This window comes from Bacillus cereus group sp. MG9 (assembly GCF_040459995.1).
Taxonomy (GTDB): domain Bacteria; phylum Bacillota; class Bacilli; order Bacillales; family Bacillaceae_G; genus Bacillus_A; species Bacillus_A mycoides.
In genome coordinates this window covers 4,996,702-5,009,653 of record NZ_JARVHC010000001.1, presented here as the reverse complement: position 1 = coordinate 5,009,653, position 12,952 = coordinate 4,996,702, and the positions used below count along the sequence as shown (strand labels likewise).

Below are 12,952 nucleotides of genomic sequence, written 5' to 3'. Positions count from 1 at the left end.
AGAATGAATAATGGGAAAAGTGATGTAAGATCCAATTCACTCAGTATTGGATGATTCATATGTAAAACCTTCTCCAATTAAGTCAATTAAGTTGACTATATTAGAGTTCTGTTGTACTATACGGGATATAGTCAACTTAATTGACTGTATTTGGAGCATGAAAAGAATAAGATTCACCTAAATAAAATTAATACATTATGGAGGTTTCTCATGGCTAATATCGTAAAAATTAGAGGAAGTGTATTTGCACCTTATGCTTGGTTAGAACCTATTAAGGAGTCTGCAACAGGAAGAATCTTAGAATATGCTGGTGATGCACGTGAATTTACACCATATGCAGTAAACACAATGCGATCAAGATTAGAGCAAGAAGTGATTATTGATTTTTATAAAAAAGAAATTTTCACATTTGCAGATGCTTGTATTACAACTGTAAAAATTACAAATCCAGATGGTTCTATTGAGCATAAAAAAGGAAAAACAGGTACAGACAACATTGTATGTACGAATGTTGTGTGGGGCACTGATGAAGTTTCTTTTGAAATGAGAGCAAGTGCCAGCAACCCTTTAGATACAGCAGCACCTGCGGCTGACTATTTATTAACTATACGTGTTAACAAAAGTGGAGCTTTGTATATTGAAGGTTCTCATGATGGGTTCCCTTGCTATGAATTTTATAAGCAAACGGATTTTGGTCGATTTGAATTAATCTATACACATGATTACAGAAAAACCGGTGATACTCCAGCGGCGCTAGCTGGAGAAATGGAATACAGTTTTAAAAAGACAATTTAAATATAAATATGAATCAGAAGCGTATTACTATTTAGACAAGAAAGAGCGAATATGAAAGGAAAAGCAATTGATTATGAGAAAGAAATTGCAACCTGTTTTGCTCAATGATTAAAGGTTATGTATTATCCAAAATAAAATTCCAGAGGTGTTTCTCATGACTAATATCGTTAAAATTAGAGCAAGTGTATTCATTCCAACGTCTTGGACTCCAATAGGTTGGACTGGATCTAAGAAAGATAATCAAACGGGAACCTTAATCGAATTCGAAGGTGACGCACGTGAATTTACCCCTTATGCTGTAAACGCTATGCGTTCTAGAGTTGAACAAGAAGTAGTTGTAGATTTTCACAAAAAAGAAATTTTCACATATGGGAATACGGGTATAACAACAGAAAGAGTCACAACTTCAGATGGTTCTGTTAATAAGAAATCAGGAAAAGCTAGTACAGAACGTATTGTATGCACTGATATTGAATGGGCTTCTGATGACGTCAAGTTTCAAATGAGTGCAAGTGCTAGCAATCCATTAAATATAAATGCACCTGCTGTTGACTATCTTTTAACTGTGCATGTCAAAAAAGATGGTACTGTTGATATTGAAGGTAAACATGATGGGTTCCCTTGTTATGAATTTTATAAACAAACAGATTTTGGTCCGTTTGAACAAATTCATACACACGATTTCAGAGAAACTGGTGATACACCTGAAGCTCTAGGTGGGGACATGGAGTACAGTTTTAAAAAGATATTGTAAGGACGATGTTTTATCAAATTGTTATGGAACCAAAATAAATGACAATGGAACAATCCCGTTACATTATTAGTAAATAAATTCTTCGCCGTAAGTATGCGGATACAATGTAAGCATATATTTTTTCATCTAGATAGATAAAAAAGTGAGGTAACGTATATATGACTGTAAAAATTAAAGTTTATTCTGATTTTGTATGCGCATTTTGTTTTTTAGCAACAGGTCCTTTGGATGAGGTTGTAAAGGAAAAAGATGTAGAAGTAGAATGGATGCCATTTGAATTGCGTCCTAGTCCATCACCGAAAATTGATCCACGGACACAACCTCGTGTAATGGAAGCTTGGAATACATTTATTTATCCTACTGCTAAAAAATTAGGATTAGAAATAAAGTTTCCACATTTTCGTTCATATACGCACCTTGCGTTTGAAGGTTATCAATTTGCAAAGGAACATGGAAAAGGAAATGAGTTTCATCATAAAGTGTTTATTGCACATTTCCAAGAGGAACAAAATATTGAAGATATCGAAGTGTTAACAAAATTGGCGGAGGAAGTGGGACTTTCTCAGGATGTATTTAAGGAAGCATTGGTATCACGAAAGTACCGAGAAATGCATCAAGAAGCGATAAAGCATGCCCATAGAGAAGCAGAAATTATGGCTGTTCCTACGTTCTGTATTGGTGATGAAGTTATTCAAGGGTTTACTAGTAAAGAAAAATTAGCAAAGATAATTGATCAAGAAATAGAAAAGAATAAAGAGAATGAGTTGGATGGACTGCAATGTAGTATAGATGGAGAGTGTTAATGCTAGATTAGTAGTAAAATATAGATTTCAAAAAAATACAGTCAACCTTGTTGACTGTATTTTAATGCTGTTGTAAAATACATAATGAAGTCAATTGTGTTGACTATATTGTTTTTGTTATAAAAGTAATAGGTTACTCTTTTTAATGAGTAAATATAGAAAAACGTAAGAGTGAGTAATAGGAGGAAAAAAACATGACAACAGTTTTATTTGTAAAAGCAAACAATCGTCCAGCAAACCAAGCAGTTAGTGTGAAATTATATTATGCTTTTTTAGCAAGTTATAAAGAATCACATCCAAATGATACAGTGGTAGAGCTTGATTTATACAATGAGGAATTGCCATATGTAGGAGTAGATATGATTAACGGTACATTTAAGTCTGGTAGAGGATTTGATTTAACAGCAGAAGAAGCAAAGGCAGTAGCTGTTGCTGATAAATATTTAGATCAATTCCTTGCAGCTGATAAAGTTGTATTTGGTTTCCCGCTATGGAATTTAACAATCCCAGCTGTACTACACACATATATTGATTACTTAAACCGTGCGGGCAAAACATTTAAATATACGCCAGAAGGTCCAGTAGGTCTTATTGGAGATAAGAAAATTGCATTATTAAACGCAAGTGGCGGTGTATATTCTAAAGGACCAAAAGCTGAAATGGAAATGGCTGTTAAATATGTAGCAAGTATGATGAGCTTCTTCGGTGCAAAAGATATAGAAAAAATAGTAATTGAAGGTCACAACCAATTCCCAGATAAAGCAGAAGATATTATTGCTGAAGGGCTTGAAAAAGCGATTAAAGTAGCAAGTACGTTTTAAGTAACAAAAATATTTGTTACTTCTATATAGCAGTACCAACACTTTTATAGCGGTGGTACTGCTTTTTTTATTCACTTATCTCTTTACTTTTGAGTGCTAAGACCCCAATTGATGCGAACTTTCCATTCTCAAGTTATTCAAACGATAGAAAGAAGGATTACATTACAATGGAACGTTTATGGACGAAAAACTATATAATGCTGACAATTACATCATTATTACTATTTAGTGGTTTTTATTTATTAATGCCAACACTACCTATGTTTATTAAACAATTAGGTGGAAGTGAATCGCAAGTTGGATTTATTATTGGAGTGTTTACAATATCGGCAGTCATTTTCCGTCCTATTGTTGGAGGATTAATGGATCGATATGGCAGGCGCGTATTTATAATAAGCGGACTACTATTTTTTGCAATTACAATGTATTTTTATGATTGGGTAACAGGAATTGCATTTTTAGTGGTATTACGTATCATTCATGGAATCAGCTGGGCAGTTGGTACCACTTCGATCTCCACAGCTGTGACTGATGTGATTCCACCATCTCGTCGCGGAGAAGGAATGGGCTGGTATGGACTTGCAATGACTTTAGGTATGGCTTTAGGACCAATATTAGGTCTTTGGGTAGTAAAATCATTTTCATTTCATTATCTATTTCTTCTATGCACAGCATTAGCACTTATTGCATTCATACTTGCATTTGGTACAAAAATTCCAGCAGTTCAATATACATCAAAAAAGCCAATATCATTTTTTGAAAAAACAGTATTACCAACCGCTATTGTTACATTTTTCTTATCCTTCACTTTTGGTGGCATTACAACATTTTTACCACTGTTTGCGGCAAACATTCAAGTTAATGCTGGTACTTTTTTCTTAGTTTATGCTGTTACACTTATCGTAATTAGACCACTTGGGGGAAAGATATCCGATAAACATGGAGAAGGAGTCATTATTGTTCCTGCGCTTTTTATACTGATAGTCGCACTATTAGTCCTAGCAATGACAAATGGGGTTGTCGGACTAGTTATTACAGCTATTTTGTACGGAATTGGATTTGGATCGGCACAACCTGCGCTTCAAGTGGCAATTTTACGATTAGCTCCACCAGAGAAAAGAGGAGTGGCAAACGCGACATTTTTTACTGCTTTTGATTTAGGAATTGGTTTAGGCGCTATTCTTTTAGGGTTTGTTTCACAGCTCATGGGATATCAAATGATATTTATTGTTTGTGCTGTATCTGGATTTATTAGTCTGCTAATTTTTATTCTGTTTGTAAAAAAGACACTAAAATAACTTTTTAATTTACAAAAAAAGCGCTATTCTTTTTGTAGAAATATACAGAAAGAATAGCCTGTTTTTTTATTTGAGGGAACTTATGCTTGGAAGGCAAAGGTTATTGTTAGAAACACTTTTATTAGTAGTAATAACGTTTTCTTACTTTACAATAACAGCTGTACCATAACCAATTAATTCGGAAGAACCTTGTCCAGCAGCCATTTCTAAGCGTATTATCGAATTACATAATGGGAATATTACCGTCGATAGTAAATTGGATAGAGGCACGATATTTACAATTTCATTGCCTAAAAATACGTCATAAAACGACTGAAAATAGCTGATATAAATAAAATATTTACAAATAGAATAGCTTGTCCTATTTCTAGCTTTGTGTAACATTGTATCAATTCTCATTTTTGCTAATAAGAAAAGGCAGTTTATCTTGGCTGCCTTTTCTTATTATTATTTTATAATAATGCTTTTCACAATTGAAAATTCATCTTTATCCTTATCGTATCCTGCATCAAACCCACGTACAGTAACAGTATCGCCAACTGTTAAATCAGTAATTGTTACATCTTTTTGAAAATCTATACTGATTTTCTTTTCGCCCTCTAGCTCAATGTTATCTGTATTTACTTTTTTCACCACACCAGCTATCTCAACGACTTTCCCAGCGTATTTCCTACCGGTTGGATCTTGAACATATTCGTTAGAATATTGGTGTGTATCTACAGTTACTAATTCTTCTTTCGGAGGATCCTGAACCATCTTATCTGCAGCTCCCCAAAGCGTTTTCCCGAGTGGAAATAAACCAATGCCTCCCAAAATCGTTAATATCAATAATGTTAGACAACCCCATTTCAATACATTTTTCATGTTGTATCTCTCCTTATTTCATTGTTTGTTAACTTGCTACAATTGCATTATAGGAGATCAACCTTAAACTCTATTAAAGTCAATCTTAAGAACATCTTAAAAAATGATTCAATGTATAAAAGGCAGGTTTAATAGAAAGAATACAGTTTTTTTGTTTTGTGGTTTTATAAAATGCTTAAGTTGAGGATGGTGCCCTTGAAACAGAAACTGAATGAATAGTTATTGATGATAAGCAGGTAGATACTATAGCTGCCCCTTAATGATTGAAAAATATTCATTTAAATCTTCATATATTTTGTGTTTTTCTCCATATCTATTGTAAGATTATATAGAGTTCTCCTAATAAGCTGTTATAATGACTTTTTTTAGGTATTTAATATTTATAAATCTTAAATTATTTTTTGGGGATAACTTTTTATCCAACTAAGTTATATTGAAGTAGAGGTGAACCATCGGTGAAGCAGGTGTTAGTAATTAAGAATGAACGGTCTTTTGCAAAGAAAATCGTAAGCGGTTTGACGCAAGAAGGCCATTTCATTTTAAAACTTCACAATGAAAACCAAGGTTTAAATATAATATATGAAGAAGATTGGGATATTATCGTATTGGATTGGGATTCATTAAGTATATCTGGACCAGAAATTTGTAGACAAATACGACTTGTTAAAACGACACCGATAATTATTGTAACCGATAATATTTCTAGTAAGGATTGCGTAGCAGGGTTACAAGCAGGAGCAGATGATTATATAAGAAAACCATTTGCGAAAGAAGAATTAGTAGCAAGGGTTCAAGCTATTTTAAGGAGAAGTGACTGTAACCAGCAAAATGAGACAACCTTTTTTCAGTTTAAAGATCTCTTTGTTGATGCATCTAGTAATATTGTAAAAAAAGGTGGTAAAAATCTCTCGCTTACTAAGCGCGAGTACGATTTGCTTGTATTTTTAATCAAGAATAAAAATACAATATTGAGCCGTGAAATGCTTTTGAACCAAGTTTGGGGATATAACGTAGTAGTAAATCCCAATGTAGTAGACTTATATATTGGGTATGTAAGAAAAAAGTTAAAGTGCGAGAAGAAAGACAGATATATTCAAACAATACACGGCAGGGGCTATTCAATGATTGAATGATAAAAATAAGATAATAGGTAAAGTACGGTTTTTCATAACAATCAATATCCAGCATAATAGAAAAAACGAGTAAAACTGTTTCATTCAGTTTTACTCGTTTTTTCTATTAAACCTGATAATCAAATAGTTTCTGTGAAATATTAAAAGACGGAAACTATAAAAAGAAGATTGCTACCAGGCAATGGATTATGAAAAAATTAGCTATTAATGGGCACTTTTTTTGCAGTAGAAATCATGGTTTATAAGGTGCCTAATCTATTGATTAGTACGTGTGGGGGATGACTCTGGTGCGCATTAGATGAGACTGTATCTAATGTATGTTTAATTTTATTAACTCACACCATTCACAAGATTTTCACATAATTAATGACTATACTTATTAACAGGATGTTCAAATGAAAATGATTATCAATAGCAATTTAGATGCATAAAGGTTACTATCTAATTTAATCTATGGACGTCATCATTTTCGAAATAAATTACACTATAAGGAGTATACGTATGAAAAAAACTATGCTTTTAAAATTAGTAAGTATTCTAGCAATTTTCACTTTAATGTTAGTAGCTTGCTCAGATTCAAGTAAGGAAACTTCGAAAGCTAATAAAGGTGATAGTAGTGATAAGCCAAAGACGGTTGAAATCACTGATGCCCATGGAACTGTTAAAGTCCCTGTAAATCCAAAGAATGTAGTTGCTTTAGATAATAGAACTTTTGAAACTTTATCTGATTGGGGAATTAAATTAGCGGCTGCTCCAAAGGATGTAATGCCTGCAGATTCAGCATATAAAAAAGATGATTCAGTTAAAAATATTGGGAATCACCGCGAACCAAATCTTGAAATTATAGCAGCTGCAAACCCTGACCTTGTAATCGTTGGTCAAAGATTTGCTGGCCATTACGAAGAAATCAAAAAATTAGTGCCAAATGCAGCTGTTATTGATCTTAATGTTGATGTTTCTGAGAAAGCTACTAAGCCTGGAGAAAACTTAGTAAAAGGACTTAAAGATTCTACAACTACTTTAGGGAAAATCTTTGATAAAGATAAAGAGGCTAAACAATTAGTAGCTGATTTTGATAAATCTATTGAAAATGCAAAATCTGCTTATAATGGAAAAGATAAAGTTATGAGTGTTATCGTTACTGGTGGGAATATTGGTTTTGCTGCGCCACACTCTGGTCGCGTTTGGGGACCAATGTATGAAATTTTTGGTTGGACTCCAGCACTAGAAGTGTCTAATTCTACTGCAGGTCATAAAGGTGATGACGTTTCTGTTGAAGCTATTGCACAAACAAATCCTGATTGGCTTTTCGTATTAGATCGTGATGCTGCAACATCTGATGCTGCTACTTCAGCTCCTGCTCAAGATGTTATTTCTAAATCACCTGCTCTTCAAAATACAACTGCTGTTTCTAAAAAACAAGTTATTTATGCACCAGCAGATACTTACACAAATGAATCAATTGAGACTTATATAGAGTTATTTGGAAATATCGCAAAAACTTTAGCTAAGTAGTGTAAAGGAGTACGAAACAGTGTCAAAAAATATGATTTCTAGGGTTGAGAATATTTCTCAACCCCAGTTTTATAATCACAATAAAATATGGACAAAACCTTTTATAATAGCGATTATAGTTGTTATAATTTTAGGGAGTATATCACTGTTTACTGGAGTTTATGATATACGTGGACAAGAGGACGGAATGGAGATGTTTTTCATAACTCGTGTTCCGAGAACAGTTGCATTAATGCTTACTGGAGCCGCAATGGCGATGGCAGGGCTCGTAATGCAATTAATTACACAGAATCGTTTTGTTGAACCTACTACAACGGGGACTATTGAATGGTCAGGCTTAGGCCTGCTTTTTGTATATTTATTATTTCCTGCCCCGACGTTAGTTCAAAGAATGACTGGTGCAATCATTTTTTCTTTTATAGGAACTATGATTTTCTTTCTATTTTTAAGAAGAGTTAAACTTCGTTCGTCTTTAATTGTTCCGATTATTGGATTGATGCTTGGAGCAGTTATTTCTGCAGTGTCTACTTTTTTGGGACTCCTTTTTCAAATGACGCAAAGTATTGAAACTTGGTTCGTAGGTTCATTTGCTACCGTTCAGGTGGGAAGATATGAATATTTATGGCTGATTGTTATCGTTACTGTGCTTATTTTTATGTATGCTAATAGATTGACTCTAGCTGGACTAGGAGAAGATGTCGCAACAAGCCTTGGAGTTAATTACAATAGAATTGTTCTTTTTGGGACTGGCCTTATCTCTGTTGCAGTTGGAATTGTTGCAGCTGTTATTGGAAACTTACCTTTCTTGGGATTAATTGTTCCAAACATTGTTTCAATGTTTAGGGGAGATGATCTTAGGAGTAATTTACCTTGGGTATGTGTGATCGGAATGGGGACAATAACTGCCTGTGACATCATTTCTCGAACAATTATAAAGCCTTTTGAAGTACCTGTTTCTTTAATACTTGCAACAGTGGGAGCAGTCGTATTTATTACTATTTTATTGAGAAAAAGAAAACCAAGGAGGCTGCGATGATCACATTAGACTATAGAAATAAAGAAAATGTCGAAATCGATTCTAGCCTTCATAATGAAAGTAGATCAGCTAGCGCTTTTCGTTCTAAGAAGGAAGCAAGACGTTATTGGATTGTACTGATAACATTGATCGCTTTAGGTCTCCTTTCTTCATATGGACTTTTAGTTTATAACAATCCAGTTCCGATAGATTCACCTTCTTTTATCCCAGTTGTTAAGAGAAGGATAATAGCCATTGTTGCGATGATTATTGCTGCAGTTTGTCATAGCTTGTCGACAGTTGCTTTCCAATCTATTACGAACAATAAGATTATTACTCCTTCGCTTTTAGGTTTCGAATCACTTTATTCAGCAATTCATACGAGTACAATATTCTTCTTTGGTGCTAGTGCATTAATAAACTTTAATGGAATTGGATCGTTTGTATTACAAGTTGTTGTTATGGTCTTCATGAGTTTGATACTTTATGGATGGTTACTTTCCGGTAAATACGGGAATTTACAACTTATGCTTTTAGTTGGAATTATTATTGGTACCGGACTAAATTCTGTGTCAACTTTTATGAGAAAGCTACTTGCGCCTTCAGAGTTTGATATTTTACAAGCGAAATTATTTGGTTCTGTTAATCACGCAGATCCTGCATATTTTCCTATTGTAATTCCTATGATCATAATTGTAGCAGTATTAATTTTTGCTCATTCTAAGAATTTGAATGTTTTGTCACTAGGAAAGGATGTTGCTACTTCTTTTGGAGTTAAATATCAACCTAGTGTAATTTATACGCTTGTATTAGTTGCTATTTTGATGTCCATTTCAACAGCTCTAATTGGGCCACTTACTTTCTACGGCTTTTTAGTAGCAACTTTGAGTTATCAGGCGGCGTCAACTTATGATCATAGATATATTTTTCCAATGGCTTTTGCAATAGGATTTTTGATAATGACGAGTGCATACTTTTTAATGTATCATGTATTCCATGCTCAAGGTGTAGTTTCAGTTATTATTGAATTATTTGGTGGAATAATATTCTTAACTATAGTTTTAAGGAAGAGGGCTTTATGATAAAAATTGATAATGTTAAAAAGTTCTATACTGATAAGGTGAAAATAGGACCTTTGGATATTGAAATACCAAAAGCGGGCTTTACTTCTTTAATTGGACCAAATGGCGCTGGAAAGTCAACGACACTATTGATGATTGGAAGACTTTTAGATATGGATGAAGGCCAAATTCAGGTAGCAAATATGGATGTTTCTGAATCCAAATCAAAAGACTTAGCAAAAGTTTTGACTATATTGCGACAAGAGAATCATTTTGTAACTAGGCTTACTGTTAGACAATTAGTTGGATTTGGGCGCTTTCCTTATTCAAAGGGAAGATTAACTAAAGAGGATGAAGCTATTATTTCTAAATATATCGATTTCCTAGATTTAACTAATTTAGAGAATAGATATTTAGATGAGCTTTCTGGTGGTCAAAGACAAAGGGCATATGTAGCGATGGTATTGTGCCAAGAGACTGAATATGTACTTTTGGACGAGCCTCTGAACAACCTTGATGTTGCTCGTTCTGTTCAAATGATGGAGCATTTGAGACGTGCAGCTAATGAATTTGGAAGAACAATTTTGACTGTTATGCATGACATAAATTTTGCAGCCAAATATTCGGATAAAATTTGTGCTATGAAGGATGGACAAATTGCTGCTTTTGGAACAGTAGAAGAGGTTATGGACCCAACAATTTTAACAGATATTTTTGAAACGAAAATTGAAATTATCAAAGGTCCTTATGGGCCAATCGCTGTTTATTAGTTACAAAATGTGAAAAATGAGTATGTCAAAAAAATACTGTAGCTTGTGTAAATCATGCCAGCTACTCTAGTTGAAGTTGCTGTCTGTATTTTATAGGCAGCAGCTTTTTTTAATGCGGTTGCCCATGATAACTCTTAATATTTCTGGCTGCTCGTAACAGTCCTACATGTATTTCATTACTTCCGGTCCTGCGATGCTTCCAACAATAAACTTGTAAATTACTCATGAAATGCAAAGGAACGCTTCGTGTTTTCAAGTATTTACCAAACGGAAAATTTATCTCTGTATAACTTTTTATAAGAATTCAGCTTGTTTTTTTTGTATGTAATATTGCATATAAGAGTGTATTGATAAAAGTGTAAGGGGTCACTATAATGAGGGCATAAAGATAAATCACATTTTCGTAGCAATAAAAAAGGAGGAAATAATATGGAAATCGCAATGGCAGTTTTGAAATTTGTAGGTGGCGTAATCCCGTTAATTCAAGAACTTTTGAAAGCATTTATGTAGGTTTATTAGTTAGCTATCATTTATCAATCATTATCATATCTTACTAAAAAAAGAACGGGGTGATTTTTCTGAATATTAAGAAAAACACTAAAAGAAGAAAGTTCCTTGCGTGTTTATTAGTTAGTCTATGCACTATTAATTATTCATCTATTTCCTTCGCAGAAACACAAGTAGGTAATGCAACTGATGTAACCAAAAATGCTAGTGGCATTGATACTGGTATAGCAAATCTTAAATATAATAATCAAGAGGTTTTAGCTGTAAATGGTGATAAAGTAGAGAGCTTTGTTCCGAAAGAAAGTATCAATTCAAATGGTAAATTTGTAGTAGTGGAACGCGAGAAAAAATCACTTACAACTTCACCAGTCGATATTTCGATTATTGATTCTGTGGTGAATCGTACGTATCCAGGAGCGGTACAACTTGCAAATAAAGCTTTTGCAGACAATCAACCGAGTTTATTAGTGGCTAAGAGAAAGCCTTTGAATATTAGTATAGACTTACCTGGCATGAGAAAAGAAAATACAATTACTGTCCAAAATCCGACATATGGTAATGTGGCTGGAGCAGTAGATGATTTAGTATCTACTTGGAATGAAAAGTATTCTAAAACACATACGTTACCCGCAAGAATGCAGTATACAGAATCTATGGTTTATAGTAAATCACAAATCGCAAGTGCCCTTAACGTTAACGCCAAATATCTTGATAACAGTCTAAACATTGATTTTAATGCGGTTGCAAATGGAGAGAAAAAAGTGATGGTAGCGGCATATAAGCAAATATTTTATACCGTAAGTGCTGAACTACCTAACAATCCATCCGATCTTTTTGATAATAGTGTTACTTTTGGTGAGTTAACTCGTAAAGGTGTAAGTAATTCGGCCCCACCTGTTATGGTCTCGAATGTAGCTTATGGTAGAACTGTTTATGTAAAATTAGAAACAACATCTAAGAGCAAAGATGTACAAGCTGCTTTTAAAGCCTTACTTAAGAATAACAGCGTCGAAACGAATGGACAGTACAAAGATATTTTTGAAGAAAGTACCTTTACTGCTGTAGTATTAGGCGGAGATGCGAAAGAGCATAACAAGGTTGTTACTAAAGATTTCAATGAAATCCGAAATATCATTAAAGATAATGCTGAATTAAGTCTTAAAAATCCAGCATACCCAATTTCATATACAAGTACTTTTTTAAAAGATAATGCAACTGCTGCTGTTCATAACAATACAGATTATATCGAGACGACAACTACAGAATATTCAAGTGCTAAAATGACACTGGATCATTACGGTGCTTACGTTGCGCAATTTGATGTATCTTGGGATGAATTCACATTTGATCAAAATGGTAAAGAAGTACTAACACATAAAACATGGGATGGTAGCGGCAAAGACAAAACGGCTCATTACTCTACAGTTATCCCTCTTCCACCAAATTCAAAAAATATAAAAATCGTAGCAAGAGAATGTACTGGTCTTGCATGGGAATGGTGGAGAACAATTATTAATGAACAAAATGTTCCATTAACAAATGAAATAAAAGTTTCAATTGGAGGAACAACATTATACCCAACTGCTAGTATTAGCCATTAGGTATAAAAAGGCGCC

13 protein-coding genes are annotated in these 12,952 nt (G+C 33.8%); 11 read left to right on the top strand and 2 right to left on the bottom strand.

Going from position 1 to position 12,952, the window contains the following annotated elements:
• The first annotated feature begins 210 nt into the window (after window positions 1-210).
• The 5 genes from QCI77_RS25895 (at window position 211) to QCI77_RS25875 (ending at window position 4,471) form a co-directional block, all read left to right on the top strand.
• On the top strand, window positions 211-795 hold the full coding sequence (locus tag QCI77_RS25895; RefSeq protein ID WP_353825645.1) for a DUF3238 domain-containing protein: 585 nt from the start codon (window positions 211-213) through the stop codon (window positions 793-795).
• Window positions 796-949: 154 nt separating this feature from the next.
• The gene (locus tag QCI77_RS25890) at window positions 950-1,549 is read left to right on the top strand and encodes a DUF3238 domain-containing protein (RefSeq protein ID WP_353825644.1); all 600 of its coding nucleotides are present in this window, start codon (window positions 950-952) and stop codon (window positions 1,547-1,549) included.
• A gap of 158 nt (window positions 1,550-1,707) precedes the next feature.
• Window positions 1,708-2,352, top strand: coding sequence for a DsbA family oxidoreductase (locus QCI77_RS25885; RefSeq protein WP_353825643.1), 645 nt, complete (start codon window positions 1,708-1,710; stop codon window positions 2,350-2,352).
• Window positions 2,353-2,546: 194 nt separating this feature from the next.
• On the top strand, window positions 2,547-3,173 hold the full coding sequence (locus QCI77_RS25880; RefSeq protein WP_353825642.1) for an FMN-dependent NADH-azoreductase: 627 nt from the start codon (window positions 2,547-2,549) through the stop codon (window positions 3,171-3,173).
• Window positions 3,174-3,340: 167 nt separating this feature from the next.
• Complete coding sequence (locus QCI77_RS25875) at window positions 3,341-4,471, top strand: MFS transporter (RefSeq protein ID WP_353825641.1); 1,131 nt, start codon at window positions 3,341-3,343, stop codon at window positions 4,469-4,471.
• A 141-nt stretch (window positions 4,472-4,612) separates the two neighbouring features.
• Here QCI77_RS25875 and QCI77_RS30975 read toward each other — a convergent pair whose 3' ends face one another.
• On the bottom strand, window positions 4,613-4,870 hold the full coding sequence (locus tag QCI77_RS30975) for a hypothetical protein (protein ID WP_483298986.1): 258 nt from the start codon (window positions 4,868-4,870) through the stop codon (window positions 4,613-4,615).
• A 48-nt stretch (window positions 4,871-4,918) separates the two neighbouring features.
• Window positions 4,919-5,335: an OB-fold protein gene (locus tag QCI77_RS25865; protein WP_353825640.1), complete on the bottom strand. Its 417-nt coding sequence runs from the start codon at window positions 5,333-5,335 to the stop codon at window positions 4,919-4,921.
• Between the two features lie 455 nt (window positions 5,336-5,790).
• On the opposite strand from QCI77_RS25865, the gene QCI77_RS25860 reads away from it, so the two are divergent.
• The 6 genes from QCI77_RS25860 (at window position 5,791) to alo (ending at window position 12,937) form a co-directional block, all read left to right on the top strand.
• Window positions 5,791-6,468 (top strand): response regulator transcription factor, encoded by a 678-nt coding sequence (locus tag QCI77_RS25860; RefSeq protein ID WP_353825639.1) that lies wholly within the window; start codon window positions 5,791-5,793, stop codon window positions 6,466-6,468.
• Window positions 6,469-6,969: 501 nt separating this feature from the next.
• Complete coding sequence (locus tag QCI77_RS25855; RefSeq protein ID WP_353825638.1) at window positions 6,970-7,983, top strand: siderophore ABC transporter substrate-binding protein; 1,014 nt, start codon at window positions 6,970-6,972, stop codon at window positions 7,981-7,983.
• Window positions 7,984-8,002: 19 nt separating this feature from the next.
• Window positions 8,003-9,019 (top strand): ABC transporter permease, encoded by a 1,017-nt coding sequence (locus tag QCI77_RS25850; RefSeq protein WP_353825637.1) that lies wholly within the window; start codon window positions 8,003-8,005, stop codon window positions 9,017-9,019.
• Window positions 9,016-10,080, top strand: a complete 1,065-nt coding sequence (locus tag QCI77_RS25845) for an iron chelate uptake ABC transporter family permease subunit (RefSeq protein WP_353825636.1) — start codon at window positions 9,016-9,018, stop codon at window positions 10,078-10,080. Before QCI77_RS25850 ends, QCI77_RS25845 begins: the two co-directional genes overlap by 4 nt.
• Window positions 10,077-10,829 (top strand): iron ABC transporter ATP-binding protein, encoded by a 753-nt coding sequence (locus tag QCI77_RS25840; RefSeq protein ID WP_002089518.1) that lies wholly within the window; start codon window positions 10,077-10,079, stop codon window positions 10,827-10,829. Before QCI77_RS25845 ends, QCI77_RS25840 begins: the two co-directional genes overlap by 4 nt.
• Before the next feature lie 569 nt (window positions 10,830-11,398).
• On the top strand, window positions 11,399-12,937 hold the full coding sequence (gene alo / locus QCI77_RS25835) for an anthrolysin O/cereolysin O family cholesterol-dependent cytolysin Alo (RefSeq protein WP_002167407.1): 1,539 nt from the start codon (window positions 11,399-11,401) through the stop codon (window positions 12,935-12,937).
• Window positions 12,938-12,952: the final 15 nt, after the last annotated feature.

Excerpts from the sequence above, each read along its gene's own strand:
- QCI77_RS25895 (WP_353825645.1), top strand. The coding sequence starts at position 211 with ATGGCTAATATCGTAAAAATTAGAGGAAGTGTATTTGCACCTTATGCT.
- QCI77_RS25890 (WP_353825644.1), top strand. The coding sequence starts at position 950 with ATGACTAATATCGTTAAAATTAGAGCAAGTGTATTCATTCCAACGTCT.
- QCI77_RS25885 (WP_353825643.1), top strand. The coding sequence starts at position 1,708 with ATGACTGTAAAAATTAAAGTTTATTCTGATTTTGTATGCGCATTTTGT.
- QCI77_RS25880 (WP_353825642.1), top strand. The coding sequence starts at position 2,547 with ATGACAACAGTTTTATTTGTAAAAGCAAACAATCGTCCAGCAAACCAA.
- QCI77_RS25875 (WP_353825641.1), top strand. The coding sequence starts at position 3,341 with ATGGAACGTTTATGGACGAAAAACTATATAATGCTGACAATTACATCA.
- QCI77_RS30975 (WP_483298986.1), bottom strand. The coding sequence starts at position 4,870 with ATGAGAATTGATACAATGTTACACAAAGCTAGAAATAGGACAAGCTAT.
- QCI77_RS25865 (WP_353825640.1), bottom strand. The coding sequence starts at position 5,335 with ATGAAAAATGTATTGAAATGGGGTTGTCTAACATTATTGATATTAACG.
- QCI77_RS25855 (WP_353825638.1), top strand. The coding sequence starts at position 6,970 with ATGAAAAAAACTATGCTTTTAAAATTAGTAAGTATTCTAGCAATTTTC.
- QCI77_RS25845 (WP_353825636.1), top strand. The coding sequence starts at position 9,016 with ATGATCACATTAGACTATAGAAATAAAGAAAATGTCGAAATCGATTCT.
- QCI77_RS25840 (WP_002089518.1), top strand. The coding sequence starts at position 10,077 with ATGATAAAAATTGATAATGTTAAAAAGTTCTATACTGATAAGGTGAAA.